Here is a 26,969-nt window from a genome sequence, read left to right on the forward strand (position 1 = left end):
AATCTCCTCTTAGTAATTCGTAGCACCTTGTGCAATCAGATTGTCAACATGACTCCTAATTGGTGCAAGCCGGGTTGGGTCAATTACTACGTCAACAACGTACGGACAGGTCGAGGCGATCGCTTTCTCCAAAGCTGCCTGGATTTCAGGTTCTGTTTCAACGCGGATGCCGTCAGCTCCCATTCCACAAGCTATCTTGACAAAATCCGCCTGCGGAATCTCTACATCTACACCTTGGAAGCCTAGCAAAGTCATCCCCTGGTCGCACATACTATAGCGCCCATCGTTTAGTACAATCCAAACGGCAGCGATCTGGTATCTTACAGCCGTGCTTATCTCATTGTTCATTAGCATGGCACCGTCTCCAACTATGGCGACGGTCTTACCATTGCGTGCCAGTGAAGCACCCACGACGCCTGTGACGAAATGACCCATAGATGCAAACCTGGTACTGACTCGGAAACGACCTGGTTTGGCAAATCGCAGTAAGTTAATTGCCCAAGCTAGCGAGTTTCCTCCTTCAGCCATGACAACCGCATCGCTTCCTTCAACTATTTGCCGTTGAATTGCATCCATGAGTACTTCCGGTCGCACTGGGCCCTCTGCGCGTGGATTAAGTATTACAGGCTTAGAACAAGGCAGCAACATTTCTGTTAACTGATTTGGGTGTTGTGGAAAGTTCTTTAGCAGTGCCTTTACAAACATTCCCACATCGGACTGAATGGCAAAGGTTTCGGCAGATGGATATGCAGTTCCTGGAACCTCTGGGTCGATATCGATATGCACGAAGCCTCGTTTTGGAATCATTGCAAAATTCCAGAACGAAGTCCATTCACTGAGGCGCGTTCCTAGCACCAACACTCGTAAAGGTCGTTGTTCTTGCATATACGTTAAAACTGACGTATCTCCGGCAAAACCTGTAACACCAACAAATTGAGGATGGTTTTCGGGAAAAATGCCTTTGCCCCGAGGCGAACACATTACCGCCGCTCCCGTTGCTTCTGCAAGCTGACGAATTTCTGCTGCTGCACCCCGCGCACCAAAGCCGACCCAAATGGCAAATGGTCCTTCTGAAAGCAACCGCGTACATTCTGCAATAGTTTCCTCATTTACGGCTGCGGGAGCAAAAGAGAAAGCCACTCGTGGCAATGATGTCTTAACCGAACTAGTTTGGATATTAGTGGAGATATTTAAGTGTGCGACAAAACCATCTGGTCGGGCTATACCAAGTGCCAACCGTCGATGAACTTTTGACAGTTCATCGCTGCATTCGAGAGTCGTCGCATAATGAAACAGTGGTTCTGATGTGAACAGTCCCTCACTAGGCATGGTGTAAGTGCTGGTTTCTTGGAATGCCCACCTTCCACGCTGCGATGCCGATGTGGAAGGCGACAGAAGAATAACTTTAGCACCTTCCCAACGTGCAGCAAACAAGCCAGTTAATGCATTGGTAATCCCTGGACCAGTTGTAGTGAATACCACAACTGGGCGATCGCTAGCAAAATACGCCTCAATGGCTGCAAAAGCGGCTCCAGCTTCATGGCGAAAGTGCAGCACCTGGATAGAACTTTGGTGTAGTGCAGCCCACACTGGTGCGATCGCACCTCCCGAAACACCAAAGGCATACTGCACCCCCATATCTTCCAGGATTTTTACCACTGCCTCCGCTACCGAAAAAGTTTCGGATGGCTTGCTATTAGATGGCTGTTTACTTGAGTTTAATTGTTTAGTGGTATTTGCTTGTGTATCCTGAAATTTCACATCCATACAAATTATACTTAGGAATAATTTCCTTTTTGGAATAACTATTATCCCACACCTAAACTTAGTAATCTTGTATTATCAATGTAATATAAATTTGTTTGGATAACGCCCATACAACTTCGGTGAGTACTGCTTTTAACGCAGGTATAACAGTAAAACTACCTTGGCGGTTCACTTCGCCAATCTTTGAGCAACCTATAAGTTCCGCATTGCTCTGATATAGAAAAAATGTTTAGAGACTTCGAGAACAGTGGATGTGGCGATGCCTGCGGTGGCCACTGAGCTTCTTGCCTTGAGCGTCTCGCTAAAGCGAAAGCTCCGCTAACGCGTAGCGTCTGTAGAGAAGCCGAAAGGTGTCGAAGTGCGGACTGCGCCAACGCGGACGACTTCATCCGTCTTTTGGTTTGTGAAAACTGAACGCTATCAATCAAGCTTTGGAGTATAAAAAAGTGATTGAATTAAATCAGTATAAGGCTTTAACTTTCGATTGTTACGGAACCCTAATTGATTGGGAAAATGGCATCTTAGGGGTGCTAAAACCATTTCTGCTGGCACATAACACTAATTTGGATGACGAGCAAATTCTTGATATTTTTGCTGAATTTGAAGCAGAACTCGAAATTGGAGAATATATCAAATATCGAGAAGTTTTGCAAAGAGTAGTCCAGAAATTTGGTGAACGATTTGGCTTTGAGCCAACTGCTGACGAACTAAATTCACTTGCCGATTCGATTCAGCATTGGCTGCCTTTCCCCGATACAGTTGAGGCACTTAGAACTTTAAAGCAAAAGTTTAAGCTGGTAATTATCTCAAATGTAGATGACGATATCTTTGCTTTCTCGGCAAAGCACTTGGAGGTGGAATTTGACGAGGTAATCACAGCAGAACAGGCAAAAAGCTACAAACCTGCCTTCAACAACTTCAGACTGGCGATTGAGAGAATTGATTTGCCGCTAGAGCAGATATTACACGTTGCTGCTAGTGTATATCATGATATCGTCACAGCCAAATCTCTAGGATTATCAACAGTCTGGGTAAATCGTCGAGCAGAACAAGGGGTTAGTGCGAGTTTACCAGCAGTCACTCAACCTGATTTAGAAGTGCCTGATTTGAAGACTCTCGCGGCTTTAAGTTTACAGTAATTTGCTGATTTGAATTTAACCACGAGAGGAACAAAAAGTAGAACGCATTTAGATAGACAGATGCCAAAGAACGAATTTGTTGTTATAGCACAAGCTTTGGTGGTTAGGACATCAACAGACGATAAAACTTAGACACAAAAAGGCTTTTCACCCAGTCCCCAGTCCCCATTACCCCTTATCCCCAGAGGGGGCCCCACCATCCCCAGTCCCTTGCTATAAAAAACTAAACAGGGATTGCAACATAGATTGATTCTGTCTTACTCTAGAAAAAATACTACGTCAGTTTAATGTTCTTAAACTTTGGGAACCAAAGCATATAACTGGCTTTCCTTTCCTGTGCGCCCTGCCGATCGCCTTGTTCAATAAAACACTTTGATAGCCTAAAACGATGAAAGCATCTGCTAATTTTGACTTTGAAGACGAAAAATTCAATGCACCGCCTTCTCAAGTCCTTCCCTGGTGTCAGATGATTAATCCTCGGTATGGCACAGATGGTATACAATCTCACGGTTTGGCGATTAAGCTGGATAATGCCAATGCTGTTGGCTTTGTACCAGATGATAATTGGCAGCAAGTTGAGCATGAATTTAGCTCTGGAGTAGAAACAGTCTTTATTAGCGCTACTCCACGCTTGGTCATAGTGCGCCGGGGGCCATTGTCTGTTAAAGACCGAGAAAGTGGTCTAAAACTGGGTACGCTCAAAGATAATTATGATGCTTTTTTAGCCGACAAACTTAAATTTAAAACCTTTACTCGCTATCTAATTTTTCTAGTGGGTGAAAATAAAAAGTTTTTACATGAATCACCACTACAACTAACTCTCAATGGTGCAGCCGGAGCGAGTTTCAGCAAAACCTACTGCGAATATCAACAAGGCAGAGTAGTAGGTGGATTCGTGGCTGAACTAGAAAAAGCTTATGCTATCTACCGCAAGCAACCTTTAACACCAAAAGGGCCTTTGTTCCACGCTCACGGGATTTTTTGTCCGATCGTTGAGTGTGAAGAAAGAGGAATTGAACCAAATACAGTTTTGGTAGCTTCAACTGTGGACTATAAACATCCCACCGTAGGGACTTTAACGCAATATTTAATTGCTTCCGATGCTCTGGAGTCTGCAATGATTTGTAAGACTTTTGAAGAATACAAAGATTTTGGCAAGGAACCTGTAAAATCAGAAACCCCTAAATTGGCAATGGCAGGAGTTTCCAACTCTTACGTTTATGCTGATGAAGATGATTTTGCTTATCCGCCGTATTAAGAAAAGTGAAAAGTTAGGAGTGATCAGTGATGAGTTTTGAATTAATAACTTCTAACTTCTAACTCCTAACTTCTAACTCCTAACTTCTAACTTCTAACTTCTAACTTTATTCTTTGAGCAGCAAATAATATAATGAACCATTACCGCCTGTGACACCAGCGCGATCGCCCGCTAGTTTACCAGACCCCATGAAATAATCCACCCGGCCCGGCCCTTTGATGGCGCTTCCTGTATCCTGGTCAAGCACAAAGCGACTGACAGTACGCCTCTGGAGTTTGCCACCACTGGCAGGATAGGGAAATGAGTTGTAAATCAGGGCTAACGCTCCCGGTGGCATGAGAGACTTATCTGTAGCAATGGAACGTTCTGCTGTCACTGGCACATGAATACTACCAGTAGCACCTCTACCGCTTGTTTCTTGGAAGAAAATAAATCGTTCCCAGCGCGGTAGATAATTGTTCAATTCCTGGGGCTTTTGTCGGAAATAAGCAATCAAACGTGGCATTGTTAATCCTTCCAGGGGAAGTTTGCCATCTTTGGCTAATTCTTTGCCGATACTAGTCCAAGGGTAATCAGTGCCGCCGGCATAGCCAATTGATGTTGTCTTGCCATTAGTTAATTTAATTTGGGCAGAACCTTGGATATGTACCATGTATGCATCTAGGCGATCGCGAAACCAAAGCAATTCTAAACCGCGTAATTTGCTCTTATTCCCTTTTAAACCATCTTTCCCTTCCAAATCAATTCGTTTTGGGTGGGGTTTCGGCCATTGGCTGAAATCAGGTGGTAGCCGATAAAGAGGATACTTATAGATTGCAGTTCTGACACGGCTAGCGGTGTAAACAGGTTCGTAGTAAGCAGTGAACTTAACAGTACCCTTGCCATCGTTGCCCACGGACTGGTAGAAGACAAATTCACGACTGACAGCAGCTTGTAATTGTGCTGCTGACTTAGAACTGACAACCAGTTGGCGGAAACGCAGCAAACTCCGGCGGACGCGATCGAGAGTGATTTCCTTGATCGGATAGTTTTGATATGCTGCGATCGCATCACCCTTTGTTAGATAAAGCAAACTGTTATCAATGGAAGCTAACAACGCTTTGCGATCGCCTATTTTACCTCTTTGACCCCAAATTTGCTCATCCCAACCCAAGCAAGTCGGCCGGAGTGTACAATCGCTTCCGATAGTGATTGGTTTTAGCGGCGGCGCGATCTCAGGAGCGATTGGTATTGGTATAGGTGGAAGATCGGGAGTCGTCGGTAGTGGCAAAGGCAGTAAGTTAGGAACCTGAGCAACAGCCGACCAGAGAGGGTTTACGAGGGCAATTCCTAGACTCAAGGAAAGCAAAGCAAGGGTTTTTCTCATCATTTAGTTGAATCTTTCAACACTAGAACTAAAAATAGGTTCTACCCGGATTGCCACAATCCGAGAAGGGCGTACTACCATATATTCCCCTTGAATATTTTTGATCGGTACGCTAATAAAGTCATTAGAAGCAGATTTTGGCACAAGTTCGCCGCTATACCATTTCTGAAACTCTTGAATAGTAGGAAAACGTACTTCTTCTCGGTGGCCGCTTTCCAGTAAGAGGTATACGGCATATTCATTTGCGGTTCTAGCCATAAAGTTGAATCATTTAAAAAACATTCAACCCATTGTTAACCACGTAACCCCCGAATGAAAAGGGTAAGCATACGGGAGGTTGGGAGCAAGGGAGCAGGGGGCGAGGGAGCAGGGGAGCAGGGGAGATGAGGGAAATGAGCAGACAAGGCGACAAGGAGATAAACAAAACTCTTAACTCTTAACTCTTAACTCTTAACTCCTAACTCAGCACTCAGCACTCCTAATGCCCAATGACTCTTCACTCTAGACGCCTAATCCTTTAAGCAGTTCCTTAAAAAAGTGTAAGTCTACCTTAGCTCTTGCATAACTCTCTAATCAACATCTGATAAGTCATTGACATTGTTGAAAAACAGTTATTCAGGAGGCGAAAATTATGAAACTTTACTATCGTGGTCTAAGCTACGAATATAACCAAAACAAAGTTGGCAGCAAAAAAACAGAACAGCCGTTTCAACCAGTTCCTCAAATTGGGCCAGTTTATAATTTGATGTACCGTGGTGTTAACTATTGTGTCGATCCAAATTCTAAATTGGCAGAAGTTTCTCTAGCACCAGTAGCCTATAAATTGAGCTTTCGGGGAATAACCTATTTTGTCAATAAAACTCAATTAGGAAAAGTTAGCGTAGTCTCTCAACCAACAACTACTTCAAAAGCTGAGGCACTGGCGATTTCTGAGGAATTATTAAAGCTTCAACAATAATATGCCTGCAAGCCGATCTGGAGTTTAGTTAGTCATAAACTTGTAATGTAATCCTCAAAAAACCTTGCTTGAAATTTTGCCACTACCTACTTTCTGTCTGAACAAACCTTACCAAAGCTGGTAGTTGTGTCAAGATTAATTTGAGGAATTAAGGCTTGTAACACAATGTTAGGACAATTATTAGACGGACGTTACCAAGTCCTCCAGATATTAGGTGGAGGTGGATTCGGTCAAACCTACATAGCCCAAGATACCCATCGGCCAGGTTTCCCAAAATGCGTTGTCAAACACCTTAAGCCCGTCACTCGTAGTCCTGAATTTCTCAAAACTGCCAGACGGCTATTTACTAGTGAGGCAGAAACACTAGAAAAACTAGGCTACCATGACCAAATTCCTCGGCTTTTAGCCTATTTTGAAGAAAACCAAGAGTTCTTCTTGGTGCAAGAGTTCATTGAAGGACATACCCTGAAAGCGGAACTATTCCCCAATCAACGTTGGCCAGAAGATCGAGTCATTCAACTACTCCAACAGGTTTTGGGTATTCTACAATTTATTCACAGCCACAACGTTATTCATCGAGATATCAAACCGGACAATATAATTAGGCGGCAACAAGACGGTAAGTTAGTGCTGATTGACTTTGGCGCTGTTAAACAAGTCCAAACTCAACTGCTCACAATTACAGGGCACACGGGAGCTACTATTATTATTGGTACTCCCGGATATATGTCTACAGAACAGGGACAAGGTAAGCCCCGCCTCAACAGTGATATTTATTCCTTGGGCATTATTGGTATACAATCGCTGACAGGGTTACATCCGATAAACTTTGAAGAAGACCCAGATACAGGAGAAATTTCTTGGCAGCATCAAGCTAATGTCAGTTCTGAGTTGGCATCTGTGCTATCTAAAATGGTGCTACATCACTTTAAACAGCGCTATCAGTCTGCGGCTGAAGTTTTACACGTGCTTAAGGATCTCGATATTACAAAAGAAGCGCGATCGCTTCAACTACCATCTTCGACACCCAAACAGCAAGAATACAATCGTCAAGATTACCAGGTAGAAGCGCGATCGCTTCAAGTACCAGATTTTACACAACCACCTCAAACTTCGCTTTCTCAACAAAACTCAATTGGGTATCCGACTGCTTCTATTCTGTCTGGGGAAAGTTACAACCGCTTAGAAACAATTCTTTTAGAATTTGTCGGCCCCATCGCCTCAAGATTACTACGACAAGTTGCAGCATCAGCGTCCAATTTGGAAGAATTAATTAGTCAATTAGCCCTTCATCTTCGAGAAAATCAACAAATTGATTTTAAGAAGAAAACAACATTTCTACTAGAAAAATCTACTCTCTTACAAGAACTTACTGTAAAATCCGATCAATCTGGTATTAACTCAAATAATTTACCAAACCAAGAATCTCAAGTCATCAGTGACAAATTTATGGAAGAGTGCGAACGTGAGTTGGCTAATTTAATTGGCCCGATAGCTAAGTTTTTAGTCCAAAAAGCTATGAAATCTGCTGGAAAAATCTCTCGTGCAGAATTTGTAAAAATTTTAGCATCACAAATCCCTGAACCTCAAAAAGCTTTGCAATTTGAGCAACGCTTACTTTCTTGATTTTCTCAAAATTGCGTTTTTATCTCTGTGAATTACGGATTATTAGCCTTAATTGTTCAGCATCTCCAAAGCTATTTTCAAGCTAGCTTTCATCCGATTAAATGCTTCTGCTAACCCGCCAATTTCATCATGAGAACTTTCTTCAAAATCAGCGCTCATATCACCAATACTAACTTTTTGAGCTATTTTCTCTATTCTTCTGATACGCTGAATCACATATTTTTTAATTAAGAAGTTAATTAAGAAAACTACGAGCGCAAAGATCGCAATTAAAAGTCCCATTATCAATATCCAAGTTCGTGTAGCATTGGCAAAAATATCTTGAGAAGGAACAGAGATAATTTGAGCAGAAACAATCTGATTCAGTTGCCAGCCAAAACCATTTTCCGAGCCATAATTTAGCAACTGACTTTTAGGAGCTTGATCTGGTGTAGAATGGCATCGCAAACATTTTGCTTGTGTAATTTTTAGTGGTTGTGCAATGTAAAATACTTCACCTTCTGACAATTTACGAAAGCCTGTAATTTCTAGAGTATTAGGTTCGTTGCGAAAACGCTCCACAAGTTGAGTTTCAAAATTATCAGCTTTATCCGCTAAATTGGTTGGATTAAGTGTTGCATCCTTATGAAAAAAGTTTTGAAATTTAGGCTTTTTACGAAAATTTTCAAAAACCTCTTTAGAGGAAAAAGTTGGTACTACTTCAGGCGTGAATGTTGGGTTAGTATCTAATCTAGGTTCTAATAGGGGAGCAATACGATTTTGTGTATAATCTCTAACTGCATTCACCGTTTGGATGAGAATCTCCGCTTGAGAACTGACTTCATTTTGCGCTCTCTCTTGAAGTACACTGGATAAGGCAATGCCACTTCCTAAAATACTGATGATGAAAACTAATATTAAAAGCAAGTTAAATTTAGCACCTATTTTTAAGTTTTTTAACGTAATGTTGTTTAACATAACCTAAGCAACGAAGGTGGCCTGTGAGTTTGTCTAATATTTATTTATACCTGTTAGAAAGCATCTCAACAATATCTAAATAAATATTAATTGTTTACTGCAATATAACCTTTTTAGGCAGCAGTAAAATTTATCTAAATTAGTCTTGAAAGCCAAATTATTTCCTTAACCATAATTAGTGATGTTTGTGCGATTTCCCCGTCGTTTATTTCTGTTTCATCTACTAGGTTTTACATTTGCTGCCTGCAAACCACAAAATGGAAATGGGGTTGAGGGCACGTTAACTATTGGTGTAATCAACTATGGTGGAGGCGAACAGATAATTAATCAATATGCTAAATTTAATAGTTACTTAGGTGAAAAAACAAACTCATATATTCAATTAGAGCCTGTTTTTAATGAAAATAGAGCGGTTGAGCGCCTTGATGCTCGTGCTTGGTCATTGGTATTTGCTCCACCGGGTTTAGCGGCTATTGCGATCGCACGTCACCAATATGTTCCCCTATTTCCTTTAATAGGTATTAGTAATTTACGTTCAATCTTCGTTGTTCGCAAAGATAATCCGATAACTGACTTGAAACAGCTACAAGGCAAAACTGTGGCTTTAGGACAGTTGGGTTCAGCAACAGGATATTATTTTCCTCTTTACAATCTTTATGGTACAACACTAGCTGAGATATTGTTTGCGCCCACACCCAAAGCAGCACTGGAATTGGTCGCTCAAGGAAAAGCGATCGCCTGTGCCGTCTCGGAGGCGGAATTAAGTCTCTATAGTTCGCAGTTGGCGCCAACCGAATTTCGCATACTATTTAAAGACCCTCACTATGTACCATTAGGTGTGGTCTTGATTGGGCCGAATGTAGAACGTAACCGTCAAGAGTTTATCCGCAAAGTCATGAGTGAATCGTCTTCAGATTTAGCTCAAGAAGTGGGGTATGTACCCAATGGACAAGTACCAGATTACAAATACATGATTTCTGTGGTCGATCGGGTAAGTTCAATTAGTTCTAAGCTGCAAAGTAAACCTGTTCGTTTATTTTAATTAAAGCAATAACAATACTTTTAGCCTTTGTTTTCTCATAAATCCTCTTCTAATGCTCAAATACCCTAGTTTCAACATTAAGTATACTCAGCAAGTATAAAAATATACTTATTAATTTATTAAAAAAAGACCCTTTAAAGGGTCTTGCCGTACTGATTAAAGAATTAATTTATTTACTCAATAATCCAAGTGCTAACTCTAGATACATTTTTGCTTTATGCAAAGCTAGCAGTTTTTCTTGAGTATACCTATCTGGGTAATTCATGATTCTCCCTTCCATCGTGATTTTGATAAGTGCAGCTTGCTCATCTGTAGGAGCATTCATCTCATCTATAGCGTTGCTCACTGCTTGCATGAAAACAAAGGTAGGAGGTTTTAACCCTTTACCTGCCTCAAACTGGGATAACGCCATTCGAGGGAATACCATCAAGGATGTAATCCATGAGGTCTTGTACCCTTTATTCCCAGTTGGTTTGATGCCGTAGCGTAAGCATAGTTCACTGAGTTCTTTGATGGTTTTGATTTCTAACTCGGAACGCGTAAACATAAAATAGAGTTACCTCTTGTAAAAGTGGTATCGGTGAGCTACAAGTTTTCCAGACAATATGCTCACCGATTTAAAACTCTATTCCCTCGCAAACATTAGTATCAAGCCTTATTTACATCTCTCAACAATGCCTAATCCTAAAGGGAACCCACAGAATTTTGAGCCAGCACAACCAAAAGGTGAGGAACCCATGACAGCTACTATTAGTTTTCGTGCTACTGAAAAAATGAAGGAAGAGGTGAAGGCACAAGAAGATCCACCAGAATTTTGTCGCCAAGCTATCCAAGAAAAACTAGATAAGGATAAAAAGAAATAATTCTAAAAAACTCTAAATATAAAAAGCTCTGAATAGCAAGTCTAAAAATAGAGTTTGCAGTTCAGAGCGTCAATGAGCCGACTCTCACAAATGTTTTAGGAGCGCTATAATTCAATTTTTAGTAAGTAATATTATTTTGTATTATCTTACTCAAAAAAATAATTTGAATCGTGCTAGCTGGTTTTTAATCGTCTCTGTCAGGATTTTGTCCAGTTCTGTAGTGTCTTGAAATTGTAAAATTTGCTGTGTCGGTAAGTCGAAGGGAAATTCACCTTCAAAATCTGGGCGTTGCATTTGCGCTAGTAGAATCTGTTCAGACCGCTTACTTTGGATAGCATAGCCAATCTCAATACAGACATTCGGACTGGGAATTAATTGGGGCGTTTCCTTACCATCAATACTAGCAATGGCGGTGGTGTCAGCTATAAATAACAAACTCTTACGGATTTTCCGCATGATTGTGCGGTTAATTCGGAAAGTAGCACCGCTAGGACGAGAGGATTCTATTAATGTTAGAGGAAGACGCGATCGCAAGTTTAAATTGTCTAAACTTTTTCGCAGTTCTTCTTTGAGAATATTCGTCGCTACGCCATACTCAGTTTGATAGGATAAAAAAATTGTTGGTTCTAACTGAGCTAACACCGCCTGCTTAGTGAAATAAATTTCATGACTAATTAAGTCAATGTTAGAGACGCAATAGCCACCGCTACCTTCAATATAAAATTCAATATTTTCTCCTTCCAAATAGCGCCCAAACCAAGTTGATTTTTTCACTTCGTCGCTGTCTTCCAAAAAGTCTGCTCGCAATGCTGATTTCAGCAGGCTTTTTTTGCTTAAGCGAATGTCTGGCTGACGTTTTTCCAGTTCTGGAATCGGCTCATAATCCTGTAGATACCACGCTCTGAGCGCAATTATTGACATAAGGCGCTATTTTAACTGTTTCTCACTATTCAACTTCGTATAATCTTACACCCAGAGGAGTCCCTATTTCAGACTTCTCTTTAAACACAACAACACCCAAGCCTCTACTCCCTGAACTATCTCCTCTCTTTGTCGATCGTAGTTAGGGATGTACTAACTTCCATTGCTTTTGTAAACAAGTAATGAAAATCAGTTACAGTGCCCCCTAATCTTCTAGATTTGAGGAAACAGCAGTTTTCGCGTTGGGTGTTGCTGTATTTTGACGAGACAGATGTAAGTTAAACAGCGTCTTATACCTCTTACTAACATTTCAAACGCAGCTGTTATATCTGCCACGGGAAGCTTGTTTCTTAGCTTCAACTATTAGATTATCACTTGTAGCTGGGAGGGATTTATTTTGCAACTAAACTTTACTTTTAAATGATTTTTAATCAAATTCAATATATTGCACGCTCTGGATCGCTGACAGCTATTTTTTAACTTATATGTTAAGAAAATTATCATCTATCTTGTGGATGAATTTAAAAATTGCTCGGTCAATTTTTAAGTTTTGAAACTAACAATTGAGCATTGGTCAATCACCAAAAGTAATTCTTCGCCTGCGTCCTCATTCCCCACTTCCTATTGCTAGTTAACGATTTTGGCTGGAGGCTTGATGGGAATCTCAATCCAGAACTCTGTACCTTTGCCAGGTTCTGAAATGCACTCCATTATTCCCCCATGTTTTTCGACAATAATCTGATAGCTGATTGCTAATCCCAATCCTGTACCTTTGCCCACAGGCTTGGTAGTGTAAAATGGGTCAAAAATTCGCTTTTTCACCTCTTCATTCATTCCGGGCCCGTTGTCAGTAATCCGAATTAACAGACGAGAGTTGTCTGCTGAGACTTTAGTGGAAATCTGGATAGTTGGAATTGGGCATGAGTTATTCTCCTTGTCACCCTGCTTTTGCCACTCCCGACGCCCTACTTCCAGAGCATCTATGGCATTGCTGAAAATATTCATAAATACTTGATTCATTTGACCGGCATAGCATTCCACTCGTGGGATGTTGCCATAATCTTTAATTATCTGAATGCGTGGAAAGTCAGCATTTCCTTTCAGCCGATGTTGCAAAATTAATAAGGTATTGTCAATGCCTTCATGCAGGTCAACGCGCTTGTTTTCAGACTCATCCAAGCGAGAAAAATTGCGTAACGACAACACTATTGAGCGAATGCGCTCGGTTCCTACTTGCATTGAGATCATGATTTTTGGCAGGTCTTCTACCAAAAATTCAAAATCGATCGCTTCGATCGCGGCTTGAATTTCACTATGGGGATGGGGATAGTATAACTGGTAGAGACGTAAAATTTCTAGCAGTTGTTCGGTGTAATCACTGGCGTGGCACAGATTACCGTAAATAAAGTTAACGGGGTTGTTGATTTCGTGGGCGACACCCGCCACCAACTGTCCTAGACTGGACATTTTTTCGGTCTGAATCAATCTTGTCTGTGTTTCTTGGAGTTCATATAGGGTCTGCTCTAACTGAGTGGCTTGATTTCTGGCTTCAGTTTCGGCTAGTGAAGTTTGTTGGTAGAGTTGTGCTTGTTGAATTGCGATCGCAGCCTGATCTGCCACCTGCTGCAATAAATCAATTTCTGTATCCTGCCAATTTCTGGGAGCCTCACACTCATGGGCAATTAATAAGCCCCATAGTTCCATACCCATATTAATTGGAACTATTAAGTTTGCTTGCACTTGCAGACTCTCTAAAAACTCTCGATGACAATCACTTAAAGAAGCCGTTGAAAGGTTGTTAATTGCCCGTATCCTACCCTGACAGTATAAACGGGTATAATCATCAGGAAAGCATTCTGGTGGTGCATTCACTCCTAAAACTGACTGCCAATTACCATTAATCTCTTCCACAATCACTGATTGAGTCTTCAGGTGGAAAATCAGCATTCGGTCTGAATTTAGCAGGGGACGGACTTCTTGAACTATGGATTGCAGAGTTGCCTGCAAGTCTAATGTGCGGCGAATATGCTCTGTGACTTGCTTGATGACTTTGGTAAACAGTAATGATTTTTCGAGTTCAGAGGTTTGCTCTTGCACTCGCCGTTCTAAGTTGGCATTTAGAGATTGTACCTGTTTATACATCTGCTGCTGCTGAATTGCCATTGAGAAATGATCGTATAAAGCTTGTGCCAAAAAGATGTCTTCCAACTTCCACTCAGCTGATTGCCCTTTTTTTTGCTCTCGCCAAACCTCAAAGGAAAGCTGGGGTAAAAGTTGTCGCCGATTATGTTCGCATCGTCCCGCCCACAAGATTTCCGTTTCCAATTCAGAGCGAAAAATACTTAAGACACCAATAAATTTTTCGCGGTAATGTAGCGGAATCACCATGAGTCCGCGAATTTCACTAGAACGGAATGCTAAAGCCAAAACTCGCAAACGTGGTTCTTTATAGAGGTCAGTAGTTGCCCAAATATTACCTTGTTGAAACTCAGCCATCCAGTTTTGCCAGATGGGATGCTGTTCGATAATAGTGTTATCTAACTCGTAGGGGAGTGTCGGTTGGTCGCCCCAAGTGTATAGTTCTCGGTTCTCTGCAATGTAAAGCCTGCCACCGACTCCACAGAAGGCAGTAATAACTTCTTCTAGTGCTCCTTGTAATTGGATTGTCGGCAGTTTATGCAATAATGTGGTGACTCGATTAATAGTAGCTTCTCGCTTTTGCTTGGCGTGGGCTTCAGTGAGTAGATTACTTTGAGCGATCGCGATCGCTACCTGGTCAGCAACTTGCTGCAATACTTTTAGTTCCCCCTTCAAAATCTTTTGCGGTTCACTGTGGTGAGCTACCAACAATCCCCACAATTTAGGCTTTGCCGATAGTTCTTGTGGGTCGCAATCTAAAATTGGTACTACCAACGAAGACTGCACGCCCATTGCTTTGAGGTATTGAATATGGCACTGATCTACTTGCCGATAGTAGATATTAGTTTCTAGACGTTTGCCAGTTTCTTTTGAGTGTAGAGGCGATAGCCCGATCTTCTCATTTGCCACATCGACAATCGAACGTTGCCCCACTAACAAAAACATCTCTCTAGCAGCTTCTGGAATATCATCAACTGGGAAGCGTTGACCCAATAAGGATGGCAGACGTTGTTTATGAATAGATTCTGCAATCACTTCACCACTACCATCAGCATCAAAGCGATAAATTTTCACCCGATCTGCACCCAAAAATAAGCGCACTTCGCTAACAGTTGTTGTTAATATCTCTTGAAGGTCGAGCGATCGCCTAATCTGTTTTGTCATCCGGTGCAGTAAACTTTCTCGATCGAAGTTTTGCTGTAACTCGTTTGGTTTATCCCTACGTGTCATTGTTTGTATACACCAAGACTGAAGTATAATTTTTTTTATATTTGTCCCCGATCGAAATTTTCAACTTACAATGCTTTGATTTTCATCCTATTTCAAGAAATTCTTGCTACTAATGCATCGCTAAGGGCATACATGTATTACAAATCTTTTTGAAAATAGATTAGAGGATGTTTGAAAAGTAACAGATATTTTGCTTGTTCCCTATAGCCCTTGTGAAGTGGATTTAGGGGAGATATAAAACCGTTGTATCATTAAATACTTTTCAGCTATCATCTCAAGTTTAAAGTTAAGAAATTTTTAATCATTGACATTTACTAATTTTATATTCTCAATCATTAAACTATTCCAGTAATTTTACTTAATTTAGAACTGGAATAATTTCTTTAAATTAAAAAAATATTTTTAATATTTTTACCCATTAATCAATTAGTTAAAATTTATTCAAAGCCATAACTAAATTATTAGTAATTTTTTTTAAATGTTTTTGGCTGGGGAATTTGACTATTCCCCGTTTAATTGCTTGACTTGATGTTGGATGTAACTATTTTGATTAAATTATTCGTAAATTACCGTTAAAGATAGTAAATTACGAATTTCTTCACGCACACTCATGAGAGTTTTACCGAGATGGTTTTGACCGCTTTTATTAGCACCACAGCCCCAAAAAGAATCAGTTGGGGAGTTTTCAACCAACATCTCATTACCTGTCTTCAGGAGAACTTCTCTGATATCAGCATGAGTGAGAAACTTTTTGAGTACAGCTTCTCGCATAATTTGAGTTTTAACCAAATCCCAGTCTCGACGGAGTTGGCGAGTGCTACATCTTCCCAAAGTCGCAGCTTCTTCTGGGGTGGCGGCAGCATGGATGAGAGGTATAATTGCGGCATCTGTGCTGCCTACATACTTTTGCGCTTGATAATAATGCTCAACCGTCGGCCAGTAAGCACCCTCAATGTGGATTCCGTGGAGAGAAAAGTTAGAAAAACAGCCATAAGGCTGCCAAACCTTATAAAAGTAAATGGTCATTTGAAAATTGCTCTTTTATATATATATCAATTTCAGGGTAACTGAAAGTTTAGGTTTCAAAACCCTTGATTTATATGAAGGGTTAGTAACATCACTCTGGGGGAGTAATTTTACACAACTTTTGGAACAGTAGGTTTACTACTTTACTCATCAGCTTTCCTTGTCTCCAAGTCCTCTCTCCCAATGCCCCATAATATAAGAAAGCGCTTCACACTTCTTAAATAATCAGCTTTATTAGAACAATGGCGAGAGACTTGCGGGGATTCATTAAAATTTTGGAAGAAAGAGGACAATTACGGCGAATTTCAGCTTTAGTTGACCCAGACTTGGAAATTGCTGAGATTTCCAACCGAATGCTACAAAAAGGTGGCCCAGGGTTGTTGTTTGAAAACGTCAAAGGCGCTTCCTTTCCGGTGGCGGTGAATTTGATGGGAACTGTGGAAAGGATTTGCTGGGCGATGAATATGCAGCATCCAGAGGAGTTGGAAACTCTGGGGAAAAAATTGAGTATGCTGCAACAGCCAAAACCACCAAAGAAGATTTCCCAGGCGATAGATTTTGGAAAAGTGCTGTTTGATGTGGTGAAGGCAAAACCAGGACGAGACTTTTTCCCCGCTTGTCAGCAAGTTGTGCTTCAAGGTAATGATTTAGATTTAAATAAGTTGCCTTTGATACGTCCTTATATTAATGATGCTGGCAAGATTATCACGTTGGGACTGGTAATTACCAAGGATTGTGAAACTGGTACTCCAAATGTAGGTGTGTATCGCTTACAACTACAATCTAAAAATACGATGACCGTTCACTGGTTATCGGTGCGGGGTGGGGCAAGGCATTTGCGAAAAGCGGCCGAACGTGGGAAAAAATTAGAAGTTGCGATCGCACTTGGTGTAGATCCTCTAATTATTATGGCAGCAGCTACACCTATACCTGTAGATTTATCAGAATGGCTGTTTGCAGGACTTTATGGCGGTTCCGGCGTGCAGTTGGCGAAGTGTAAAACTGTAGATTTGGAAGTTCCCGCAGATTCAGAATTTGTCTTGGAAGGAACGATTACACCAGGAGAAGTTTTACCAGATGGGCCTTTTGGCGACCACATGGGTTATTACGGCGGTGTTGAAGATTCGCCGTTAATCCGCTTCGAGTGTATGACGCACCGGAAAAATCCGATTTACTTAACAACATTTAGCGGTCGTCCACCTAAAGAAGAAGCGATGATGGCGATCGCGCTAAATCGCATTTATACGCCCATACTGCGGCAACAAGTATCAGAAATTGTCGATTTCTTCCTGCCAATGGAAGCTTTGAGTTACAAAGCGGCGATTATTTCCATAGATAAAGCATATCCGGGACAAGCGCGACGGGCGGCTTTAGCGTTTTGGAGTGCTTTACCACAATTTACCTACACCAAATTTGTAATTGTTGTGGATAAAGACATAAATATTCGCGATCCGCGTCAAGTTGTCTGGGCAATTAGTTCTAAAGTTGACCCAGTGCGGGATGTATTTATATTGCCGAATACACCTTTTGATACGTTGGATTTTGCCAGTGAGAAGATTGGCTTAGGTGGACGGATGGGAATTGATGCAACTACAAAGATGCCGCCGGAAACAAACCATGAATGGGGTTTGCCTTTGGAATCTGACCCAGATGTGGCGGCGATGGTAGAGAGACGATGGGCGGAGTATGGTTTAGCAGAGTTGCAGTTAGGAGAAGTAGACCCAAATTTGTTTGGCTATGATATGAAGTAACCTGTTATAGATCAATACAGTTCAAATAGAGCAACAAAACCCTAATGTAGAGACGCGATTTATCGCGTCTTTAAAGACCAATTATCTACACCAATAAGCATTAACTAAAACGTATTGTGTGATAAATAATGCAGTAATAGCACAGCAAAGCTATATCTTATGATAGATATTATTTAAATAAATGAAACCTGGTGTAATCAAATATCAAAATGAAAAAGCTGGAGAACACAGCCTGATATAAATATCTCTTTGATCGTCAGCAAAAGACCTTCTTCCATGAAGTATTCTTGTATTATCAATCATTAAAATATCGCCTTTTTGCCACGAAATTTCCGTAGTTATTTTTTCAGCAATTTCATTAAGTTCATATACTACCTCTTCAGGAATTTCTGAATCATCTTCAAAATTAATAATCTTTGGGTTTAACTGCTTTGTAGGCAATAGACTATTAATAAATACCTGATATTTTCCACATCTGCTAGGGATAATAGCTGGAGAAATGTATTCAAGCAGAATCGATTTATCCTCATTTACTGTCAAATGTGTATTATTTTTCCGACACATTTCTTCTAGCTGATTCAAATCATCTGTTTGATATTTTTTCTGCCAGTCATCTTGAGATATCCGAACGTTAAATTTTAACTTCTTTTTGTTGAATAACTCTTTAGTTGAACTACTAATTTCATGAAAAAATTCTCTACCATCACATACCGTAGTTTCACCATCTTCTAATGGTGGATTAGCACAGAAAAACCACAGCATAAGTGGAATATTTTGCTGATAATACATTTCGCCGTGCAACTTAATCTCAGATTTAAAATCATTAACACTTAAAAGAGTCTCATCCCCATTAATTACTCTTCTACTGAATGCACCACCGGCATAATTTATAAAATTGATACTCAAGAGATTGGTAAATTCTTTAAAAATATCAACATCAACATCAAATCCTCTAAAAAGTAAGATTCCATGAAACTTAAATAAGCTAATAATTTCTTCTTTGTCTAATTCTAAAATACTCACATTGTCGAGATTATTAATTTCTTGAACTATGCTACTTGATATAGAATGTATTTTTTTACTCATATAACTTAATGAATATTTGTCGAAATTTGAACTTATTCTTGGCGTTAACTACACTATCTATTGACATCTTAATACTTAATGATGTCGTTGTGTTGCATTTATCCGTGTAGGCGTAGCCCGCACTTCGACAAGCTCAGTGACCATCGTAGACATCGCAAGATTAAATTTTGTAAAATAAAAAGTGTTATTACAGTACTAAAATCTCTTTGATAGAACTACGTTACAAAGTTAACCATAAATTGTTTATGTAGATTAGGAGATATCAATAAGACTCTAGCCTTGGGTACTGATGCCAAAAACTTGAAGAAATGATGACAAAAAAAGTGAAAAATCCAGCATCAAAGTTAGCGATCGGATTGGCATTCAGTTGTATTAGTGTGATACTCAATACTAGTATAACTAGTGAAATAAGTTTAGCGAAATCAAGTAATTCTCAAAAGTGCGATATTTTTGCCTACGTCACCGATACAGATTCGCAAGGGTTAAATGTACGGAGTGGTGCAAGTACAAATAACGTAATTATAGGACAAATACCCATTAGCGAAACAGTTCATGTTATTGGTGCTGCTGGAAATTGGGTGCAGATTACTAATGCTAGCAATGGTTTTCAAGGAACTGGATGGGTATTTGTGCCAAAGTTAGGCTTAACAACGCGAGGCTACGGTACTAACGGCGTAGATTTCTATGCTAGTAGCAGTCAAAAAAGCCAAAAACTAAAAAGAATTCCTGCTAATACGGCTGTCAAATTGTTAGGCTGTCAGAGAGATTGGGCGCAGGTGGAATATCAAGGTGTTAAGGGTTGGTTGACAAGGGAAGAACAATGTGGTGCAGCCCTTACTAGTTGTTCTTAGAACCTCACCCTCAAGACGCAAGCGAGGATGGGGCTATGAGAATTACTTTTAAAATTTTGGTTTTGAGATATTTGTTATGGCTTATCCATTTCCAGGAAAGATGACTCTGATTCATCAGTCTCATCAAAAGATTCGCAGAAATATAAATGGACTGGATTATACTACTGCGATCGCAACACAGTTAATGAAGTCAGTAGTGGGGTAGTAAGGCTAAAATTTAGAAATTTGTCAAACTTATGTAAAATTATACGATCGCACACACCCCTAAAACCCACATAATTAGCCCCTTCCTCGCTTGCGGGGAGGGGGTTGGGGGTGGGGTTCTATCTCTGCAACCAACCAGCAATATCCTGCAACACCCCCTCCATCCTCTCCAGAACATCCTCATTTCTAAATCGCACAACCTGCAATCCCAAACTCTCCAAAAATTCTTGACGTATCGCATCTTCCTGTTGGGTGTAGTCGTGAATTTCACCATCCACTTCCACCACTAACCGCGCTTCATTACAGTAAAAATCGACGATAAAACGGTCAATTGTTTGCTGACGGCGAAACTTGAAACCCAAAAGTTGCTTGTGTCTCAACTTCTCCCAAAGTAGCTTTTCTGCTGGAGTTGGTTCACACCGCATCTGTCGCGCCAATGGCTTAAGTTTTTTCCAAAGTTCGGGTTTGCCAAGGGTATCCCGGAACCCCACCCCCTAACCCCCTCCCCGCAAGCGAGGAGGGGGGACTGGAGTTGGTGAGAAAGTTTGGGTTGGGGTTTTGATTTTGGGTCATTTGGGCGATTGGTGGTTAGCTAATATTTCATGTATTATTCCCAGCGATCGCACTCTCCCAACTCTTCAAAACTCTGGCATAATCAGACATGGCTGCACCTAAAGAGCTGATTTAAAGCTTTACGCTGAGTGGATATTTTAATAGAATAATCTCATCAAAAGATTCGCAGAAACATAAATGGACTGGATTACACTACTGCGATCGCTACAGTCTGATTTTATTAAAAGGTTAGCATCTGGTTCTCTGCTTCATTGTGAAACAGAAGGTCAATATAGTGAATTAACTATAATTTCTGGAGAGAGGTTAAAAGCACTACGGGAATTTTGCTGGCAAATGGCTGAAAAATATAAGCGTGTTTTACCAGTGCGTGATGTTTTTCTTAGCTATCTCAAAGGTAAGTTGGGTGAAGAAGTTGTCAAAGAACGTTTAGCTGATTTTATTACCGAAGTCGATTATGAAAAGCGATTTGGCGGCGATGGTAATATAGATTTTACCTTGACTTCTGACCCATCTATTGGTATCGAGGTTAAATCTCGTCATGGTCGCATTGACAGAGTTAGATGGTCAATTAGTTCTGAAGAAGTTGAAAAAAATGCAGTTGTAGTTTGCATTTTAATTCAAGAAGATGTCAGTGAAGCACAATCTGAGTATCACCTTTTTTTGGCTGGCTTTCTCCCAACCCAGATGATTAAGTTGAAGACTGGGAAAATTTCTTTTGGAATAGAACAATTACTATATGGTGGTGGTTTATGGTGTTATCTAGAACAGTTACAATCTTCTATAAATAATTCTTCTCGGCAACAACCACCTATTTATAAATATCTTCCAAAACAGGAAATTATATCTAAGCCAACTAATCATCAAATACTCAAATCCCCTTTTCAGCCTGAATATCATAATGAAGATTTAAAGAGATTTTATGTAAATCTGGGTGATGAATGCTTTCAAAAAGGAGAATATACAAATGCAATTATTAACTATAATCAAGCCTTACAAGTTAATCAAGGCGATGTTGATATTTTATATTATAAACGAGGTTTAGCTCACTATCAGATAGGAGATTACGAAGCTGCGATCGCAGATTATTCCCAGGCAATCCAGATGAATATTCATGATGCTAAATTTTACAATAAACGAGGTTTAGCTCTCTATCAACTGGGGCGATTAGAAGAAGCGATTAATGATTATACTCAAGCTATTAGAATTAATCCTAATGTTGCCGTAACCTATAAAAATCGGGCTGAAGCTCGTTCTCATGTTGGAGATAATCAAGGAGCAATTGAAGATTATACCCAAGCTATTAAAATTAATCCTCATTATGCTGATGCTTATAAAAACCGTGGAATTACTCGTTATTTATTAGGCTCTCAGCCAGGATTTCCTCAAGCAATCAAGATTAATCCTCAAGATGCTATAGCTTATAAAAAACGTGGTAATGCTCGTTCAGATTTAGGAGATTTTGAGGGCGCAATTGAAGATTATACTCAAGCAATCCAAATTAATCCTAGTTATGCTGATGCTTATTACAACCGTGGGAATGCTCGTTCAGATTTAGGAGATTTTGAGGGCGCAATTGAAGATTATACTCAGGCAATCCAGATTAATCCTAGTTATGCTGATGCTTATTATAACCGTGGCAATATTCGTTTAGAAATTGCAGATAAACAGGGAGCAATTGAAGATTTTCAAAAAGCGGCAGATATCTATCGTAAAGAAGGGAAGCTAGAAGCACTCAAAGATACACGAGAAATGATATTAGATTTAGAAATAGAAGAATCATTAGATATTTTAAACTTCTAGATAAATACTATTATAGGAAACGGGAAACAGAGAATAGGAAAGAAGCCTCTTGAAGTTGTGCTGAGTTTTTTCACGCAATCAAATACTAGCCTTATATTCAATTAACTTGTAAAAAGCTGAAGTTGTGTAATTACTTAGCTGAAAAATCAAGGGACTAATTAGCAGTCAGTAGTTTTACTATTGCCGATGAATTCACAGTATCCGACATATTCATGCCACACATCCACCTTTTCTGCTTGTTTGGGTGCAGTATTCATACCTGGAGAATACACGAATGCGATCGCCTCATTTCAGAAAACTGTATGATTAACGAATATCTGCTTAAAAAGCATATTACCCAGTTTTTATTCTGCAAGGAGTCCACTGCTATGAATGCAAACATCTGAAAATGAAAATTATCTCTGTCAACGTCGGACTTCCACGTGAAGTTACCTGGAAAGGGAAAACAGTTAGCACTGGAATTTTCAAAGAGCCAGTTAGCGATCGCGTTACTGTGCGATCGCTTAATTTGGACGGGGATGGACAGGCTGATTTAACCGTTCATGGAGGAGCAGATAAAGCAGTTTATCTATACCCATTCGAGCATTACGAGTATTGGCGGGGTGAATTGCCTGATACAGAACTGCCGTTAGGTATCTTTGGTGAAAATTTTACGACTACTGGATTGAGAGAAGAAGAAGTGAACATTGGCGATCGCTTTCAGATTGGCAATGTCAGGTTAATGGTGACACAACCTCGCTTACCCTGCTACAAACTGGGGATTCGCTTTAGACGACCTGATATAGTTAAGCAATTTCTCGCAAGTCGTCGAACCGGATTTTACTTCCGTGTTTTGCAAGAGGGCGAAGTTGGAGCCGGAGACAATTTAGAGTTAGTGAGCCGGGATAATAATAACATCACGGTTGCCGATATCACTCAACTTTATGTGCGCGAGCAGGATAATCCAGAGTTACTTCACCGTGCTACTCAACTTGAAGCCTTACCCGAAAGTTGGCGCGACTATTTCCAGAGAAAATTAGGTAATTGACACTCTCACCGCCACAGCGTAGCTTTGGCGGGGTGGAGTTATTCAGGTTTAATAAGTAATCTAGCGGACATGATATTAGATATCTTTTATCGAGAAGCTAGCTCCCGCGAAAATCCAACGATTCTTTTGTTGCAGAGAAAATAGGCGTTGGCTTTGATTCGTTGTGTCATGTCTTTACTTGCGGCTGCGATAAGATAAGCATTACTTCATTACAGTTCAAAAACACGCAAAATTCCGTGAAAATAAAGTAATAATATACACTTTTATTTAAAATAATTCATGTAACATCTCGTAAAAATATGCTTATTTTTGTCTCACATGTTACAAAGCTAAACTTGCATGGGCATATTAAGAATGCTTATATTGCAAGAGAAAACAATGACAGCTACTTTATCTGGTTATCAACTTCTCGAAACCCTTCACTCCGGTAGTAAAACCGTCATTTATCGTGGACGGCGAGAAACCGATAATGTCTCTGTGGCGATCAAAACTCTTCTGTGCGAACATCCACCACTAGAAGATGTTGCTCGACTGCGCCACGAATATCAAATCATTGAGTCACTGCGAATTCCTGGCATTGTTAAAGCCTACGAGTTAAAAAATTATCAGCATGGTTTGGCTTTGGTTTTGGAAGATATTCCAGGTTGCTTGCTTAAAGAAGTGATTGCGACTCAAAAAACTACCTTGATTACTTTTCTTAAGGTGGCGATTAATTTAGCACAGACTTTAGGAGAGCTACACGCCCAAAAAATTATACATAAAGATATTAAGCCGCACAATATTTTAATTAATCCCGAATCAGGGGAAATCAAACTGATTGACTTCAGCATCTCCTCGCGCCTCGATCGAGAAAATCCTACCTTGAGCAATCCTAATTTGCTTGAAGGTACACTTGCCTATATGTCGCCTGAGCAAACAGGCAGAATGAACCGGGTGTGCGACTATCGCACCGACTTCTACTCGTTAGGTGTCACCTTGTATGAAATGCTAACTGGTACGCTGCCGTTTTATGCTAGTGACCCGATGGAGTTGATCCACTGTCACATCGCCAAAATGCCAGTCGCACCCTGTAGCGAAACCGTGTGTCGTGTTTTGGAAGATGTGCCAGAGGCAATTAGTGCAATTATTTTGAAGCTGTTAGCGAAAACAGCAGAAGAGCGGTATCAAAGCGCTTGGGGACTAAAAGCGGATTTAGAGGAATGCTTGTTTCAACTTCAAGTGATTGGCAAAATTGAAAACTTTGTACCAGGGAGACAGGATAAATCTGGGCATTTTTTGATTGGACAACACCTCTACGGACGCGAAGCAGAAGTAGCAACATTAATGACTGCATTTGAGCGTGTAGCAAATGGTAACAGCGAACTTATGCTCGTCTCTGGTTATTCGGGCATTGGTAAGACGAGTGTCGTCAATGAAGTTCATAAACCAATTGTCGGGGCAAGGGGTTATTTCATTGCAGGCAAGTTCGATCAATTCAAACGCAATATTCCATACACGTCATTGATTCAGGCGTTCCAATCTTTGAGTCAGCAATTACTCACCGAAAGCGTTGCCCAAATCCAAGGGTGGAAAGATAAACTGTTAACTGCGTTGGGAGAAAACGGGCAAGTCATTATTGATGTGATTCCCGAAGTCGAACTCATTATTGGTACTCAGCCACCTGTAACACAATTGGGAGCAACAGAATCTCAAAACCGTTTCAATCGCGTTTTTGGGCAATTCATTGGGGTATTCACGAACCAAGACCATCCCTTAATTGTCTTTCTGGATGATTTGCAGTGGGCAGATTCGGCATCATTAAACTTAATTGAGCTATTGATGACGGATAGGGAGCGCAAATATTTATTGCTAATCGGGGCATACCGTGATAATGAAGTGTCGCCCACCCATCCATTGATGATGAGTTTGTCCAAAATTCAATCTTCTGGTGCGCTGGTGAATAACATCGTCTTGTCATCATTGCAGTTAACGGATGTAGAAGCGTTAATTGGCGATACATTGAATCACATAGAACACAGTCAGCCACTAGCAGAATTACTATTCCACAAAACCGGGGGAAACCCTTTCTTCTTAACACAACTGCTGAAAACCCTACACCAAGAAGACTTACTAACATACGACTTCCATTCAGGAGTATGGCAATGGAATATCCAACATATTCAAGCAATCGGCATTACTGACCTGAATGTTGTTGAACTGACAGCGAGAAATATTCGCAAATTGTCATTAGAAACCCAACAAGTTCTGAAACTGGCTGCTTGTATTGGTAATACTTTTAACTTAGATGTATTGGCGATCGTTAACGAAGTATCTTCTCTTACAACTGCGGCGCAATTGTGGTCAGCCCTGCAAGCTGGGTTAATTTTACCGTTAAATCAGGATTACAAAATTCCCTTAGTGTTTAGTCAGGAAGAATCTGACGAAATTACTTTAACTGATGTCAAGGTTGATTACAAGTTTTTACATGACCGCGTACAACAAGCGGCGTATTCTTTAATTCCCGACGATCGCAAGAAAGCAACGCATCTGAAAATTGGTCAATTACTGCTACAAAATACAACACTAGAAGAACGCAAAGAAAATATATTTGCTTTAGTTAATCAACTCAATTATGGTACTGATTTACTGATATCTGAAACAGAAAAATATCAACTTGCAGAACTAAACCTCATCGCAGGTCAAAGAGCAAAAGCAGCCACAGCCCATGATTCCGCCATCAAATATTTGCAAGTTGGTTTGGGACTGTTAACAGAAGAAAGCTGGAAGTGTGAATATGCACTGACATTAGCACTGCACTCAGAAGCGGCAGAGGCAGCTTTTTTGAGCGGTGATTTTGAAGAAATGCAGAGATTGTTTGAGATCGTCCAAAACTGTGCTGTGACGCTACTGGACAAAATTAAAGTGTATGAAGTCCAGATGCAAGCTTATATGGCGCAGAACAGACTACTAGAAGCGGTTAACACAGCACTGCAAGTTTTAAAGCTGTTAGGGGTGGAGTTTCCTCAAGAACCGAACGCGTCAGATATTGGGCAAGGATTGGCGGACACTGCGGCAATTTTGAGTGGAACGCGAATTGAGGATTTAATTGAACTACCTCAAATGAGCGATCGCTATAAATTAGCAGCCATTAGACTTTTGTCAAGTATCTTTGCTCCCGCATATATTGTTGCTCCTGCACTGTTGCCCTTGACGGTGTGCAAACAAGTACAATTATCCGTCGAATATGGTAATGCTGCCGTTTCTCCTTTTGCTTATGCCAATTATGGTTTTCTTCTTTGTGCCATTGTGGGAGATATTGATTCAGGTTATAAATTTGGTCAGTTGGCTTTAAATCGGCGTTGCATAATAGAGGGATGAATTGAGGTCATCTACTGTGCAATGTCCA

The 26,969-nt window shown here is 40.4% G+C and carries 22 protein-coding genes; 12 read left to right on the top strand and 10 right to left on the bottom strand.

Annotated elements, in window-relative coordinates:
• Window positions 1-9: 9 nt before the first annotated feature.
• Window positions 10-1,767 (bottom strand): ScyA-related TPP-binding enzyme, encoded by a 1,758-nt coding sequence (locus RMZ42_RS27345; protein ID WP_322674365.1) that lies wholly within the window; start codon window positions 1,765-1,767, stop codon window positions 10-12.
• A 446-nt stretch (window positions 1,768-2,213) separates the two neighbouring features.
• On the opposite strand from RMZ42_RS27345, the gene RMZ42_RS27350 reads away from it, so the two are divergent.
• Both RMZ42_RS27350 and RMZ42_RS27355 read left to right on the top strand, forming a co-directional pair.
• A complete protein-coding gene (locus RMZ42_RS27350) occupies window positions 2,214-2,906 on the top strand; it encodes a haloacid dehalogenase type II (protein WP_322674366.1) in 693 nt (230 codons plus the stop codon).
• Window positions 2,907-3,294: 388 nt separating this feature from the next.
• The gene (locus RMZ42_RS27355) at window positions 3,295-4,164 is read left to right on the top strand and encodes a DUF5895 domain-containing protein (RefSeq protein ID WP_322674367.1); all 870 of its coding nucleotides are present in this window, start codon (window positions 3,295-3,297) and stop codon (window positions 4,162-4,164) included.
• A gap of 106 nt (window positions 4,165-4,270) precedes the next feature.
• Here RMZ42_RS27355 and RMZ42_RS27360 read toward each other — a convergent pair whose 3' ends face one another.
• On the bottom strand, window positions 4,271-5,530 hold the full coding sequence (locus RMZ42_RS27360; RefSeq protein ID WP_322674385.1) for a murein transglycosylase A: 1,260 nt from the start codon (window positions 5,528-5,530) through the stop codon (window positions 4,271-4,273).
• Between the two features lie 3 nt (window positions 5,531-5,533).
• Window positions 5,534-5,788 (bottom strand): hypothetical protein, encoded by a 255-nt coding sequence (locus RMZ42_RS27365; protein WP_190728057.1) that lies wholly within the window; start codon window positions 5,786-5,788, stop codon window positions 5,534-5,536.
• A gap of 373 nt (window positions 5,789-6,161) precedes the next feature.
• On the opposite strand from RMZ42_RS27365, the gene RMZ42_RS27370 reads away from it, so the two are divergent.
• Together RMZ42_RS27370 and RMZ42_RS27375 are read left to right on the top strand one after the other, a co-directional pair.
• The gene (locus RMZ42_RS27370; RefSeq protein WP_322674368.1) at window positions 6,162-6,488 is read left to right on the top strand and encodes a DUF4278 domain-containing protein; all 327 of its coding nucleotides are present in this window, start codon (window positions 6,162-6,164) and stop codon (window positions 6,486-6,488) included.
• Window positions 6,489-6,653: 165 nt separating this feature from the next.
• On the top strand, window positions 6,654-8,114 hold the full coding sequence (locus tag RMZ42_RS27375) for a serine/threonine-protein kinase (RefSeq protein WP_322674369.1): 1,461 nt from the start codon (window positions 6,654-6,656) through the stop codon (window positions 8,112-8,114).
• 48 nt (window positions 8,115-8,162) lie between these two features.
• Here the strand turns inward: RMZ42_RS27375 and RMZ42_RS27380 are convergent, their stop codons facing one another.
• Entirely contained in the window at window positions 8,163-9,071 is a 909-nt protein-coding gene (locus RMZ42_RS27380; protein WP_322674370.1) for a Tll0287-like domain-containing protein, read from the bottom strand.
• A 181-nt stretch (window positions 9,072-9,252) separates the two neighbouring features.
• Here RMZ42_RS27380 and RMZ42_RS27385 point away from each other — a divergent pair, with 181 nt between their 5' ends.
• Window positions 9,253-10,113 (top strand): phosphate/phosphite/phosphonate ABC transporter substrate-binding protein, encoded by an 861-nt coding sequence (locus tag RMZ42_RS27385; RefSeq protein WP_322674371.1) that lies wholly within the window; start codon window positions 9,253-9,255, stop codon window positions 10,111-10,113.
• A 169-nt stretch (window positions 10,114-10,282) separates the two neighbouring features.
• On the opposite strand, the gene RMZ42_RS27390 is transcribed toward RMZ42_RS27385, so the two are convergent.
• A complete protein-coding gene (locus RMZ42_RS27390) occupies window positions 10,283-10,660 on the bottom strand; it encodes a hypothetical protein (protein ID WP_322674372.1) in 378 nt (125 codons plus the stop codon).
• Between the two features lie 58 nt (window positions 10,661-10,718).
• Here RMZ42_RS27390 and RMZ42_RS27395 point away from each other — a divergent pair, with 58 nt between their 5' ends.
• Window positions 10,719-10,976 carry a hypothetical protein gene (locus RMZ42_RS27395; protein WP_322674373.1) on the top strand — a complete coding sequence of 86 codons (258 nt, stop codon included), beginning with the start codon at window positions 10,719-10,721 and terminating at the stop codon, window positions 10,974-10,976.
• Between the two features lie 150 nt (window positions 10,977-11,126).
• Here RMZ42_RS27395 and RMZ42_RS27400 read toward each other — a convergent pair whose 3' ends face one another.
• The 3 genes from RMZ42_RS27400 to RMZ42_RS27410 form a co-directional block, all read right to left on the bottom strand.
• Window positions 11,127-11,897: a hypothetical protein gene (locus RMZ42_RS27400; RefSeq protein ID WP_322674374.1), complete on the bottom strand. Its 771-nt coding sequence runs from the start codon at window positions 11,895-11,897 to the stop codon at window positions 11,127-11,129.
• 627 nt (window positions 11,898-12,524) lie between these two features.
• On the bottom strand, window positions 12,525-15,266 hold the full coding sequence (locus RMZ42_RS27405; protein ID WP_322674375.1) for a GAF domain-containing protein: 2,742 nt from the start codon (window positions 15,264-15,266) through the stop codon (window positions 12,525-12,527).
• A gap of 555 nt (window positions 15,267-15,821) precedes the next feature.
• Window positions 15,822-16,292, bottom strand: coding sequence for an NADAR family protein (locus RMZ42_RS27410; RefSeq protein ID WP_322674376.1), 471 nt, complete (start codon window positions 16,290-16,292; stop codon window positions 15,822-15,824).
• 242 nt (window positions 16,293-16,534) lie between these two features.
• On the opposite strand from RMZ42_RS27410, the gene RMZ42_RS27415 reads away from it, so the two are divergent.
• Complete coding sequence (locus RMZ42_RS27415) at window positions 16,535-18,043, top strand: UbiD family decarboxylase (protein WP_322674377.1); 1,509 nt, start codon at window positions 16,535-16,537, stop codon at window positions 18,041-18,043.
• 204 nt (window positions 18,044-18,247) lie between these two features.
• Here RMZ42_RS27415 and RMZ42_RS27420 read toward each other — a convergent pair whose 3' ends face one another.
• The gene (locus tag RMZ42_RS27420; RefSeq protein ID WP_322674378.1) at window positions 18,248-19,129 is read right to left on the bottom strand and encodes a TauD/TfdA family dioxygenase; all 882 of its coding nucleotides are present in this window, start codon (window positions 19,127-19,129) and stop codon (window positions 18,248-18,250) included.
• Between the two features lie 311 nt (window positions 19,130-19,440).
• Here RMZ42_RS27420 and RMZ42_RS27425 point away from each other — a divergent pair, with 311 nt between their 5' ends.
• Together RMZ42_RS27425 and RMZ42_RS27430 are read left to right on the top strand one after the other, a co-directional pair.
• Window positions 19,441-19,980, top strand: coding sequence for an SH3 domain-containing protein (locus RMZ42_RS27425; RefSeq protein ID WP_322674386.1), 540 nt, complete (start codon window positions 19,441-19,443; stop codon window positions 19,978-19,980).
• 76 nt (window positions 19,981-20,056) lie between these two features.
• Window positions 20,057-20,185, top strand: a complete 129-nt coding sequence (locus RMZ42_RS27430; RefSeq protein WP_322674379.1) for a hypothetical protein — start codon at window positions 20,057-20,059, stop codon at window positions 20,183-20,185.
• Between the two features lie 118 nt (window positions 20,186-20,303).
• Here the strand turns inward: RMZ42_RS27430 and RMZ42_RS27435 are convergent, their stop codons facing one another.
• Window positions 20,304-20,675, bottom strand: a complete 372-nt coding sequence (locus tag RMZ42_RS27435; RefSeq protein ID WP_322674380.1) for an endonuclease domain-containing protein — start codon at window positions 20,673-20,675, stop codon at window positions 20,304-20,306.
• 259 nt (window positions 20,676-20,934) lie between these two features.
• On the opposite strand from RMZ42_RS27435, the gene RMZ42_RS27440 reads away from it, so the two are divergent.
• The 3 genes from RMZ42_RS27440 (at window position 20,935) to RMZ42_RS27450 (ending at window position 26,941) form a co-directional block, all read left to right on the top strand.
• The gene (locus tag RMZ42_RS27440; protein WP_322674381.1) at window positions 20,935-22,557 is read left to right on the top strand and encodes a tetratricopeptide repeat protein; all 1,623 of its coding nucleotides are present in this window, start codon (window positions 20,935-20,937) and stop codon (window positions 22,555-22,557) included.
• A 388-nt stretch (window positions 22,558-22,945) separates the two neighbouring features.
• On the top strand, window positions 22,946-23,584 hold the full coding sequence (locus tag RMZ42_RS27445) for an MOSC domain-containing protein (protein WP_322674382.1): 639 nt from the start codon (window positions 22,946-22,948) through the stop codon (window positions 23,582-23,584).
• Between the two features lie 378 nt (window positions 23,585-23,962).
• Window positions 23,963-26,941: a serine/threonine-protein kinase PknK gene (locus tag RMZ42_RS27450; protein WP_322674383.1), complete on the top strand. Its 2,979-nt coding sequence runs from the start codon at window positions 23,963-23,965 to the stop codon at window positions 26,939-26,941.
• Window positions 26,942-26,969: the final 28 nt, after the last annotated feature.

Source organism: Nostoc sp. DedQUE05 (assembly GCF_034530955.1).
Lineage (GTDB): Bacteria > Cyanobacteriota > Cyanobacteriia > Cyanobacteriales > Nostocaceae > Nostoc.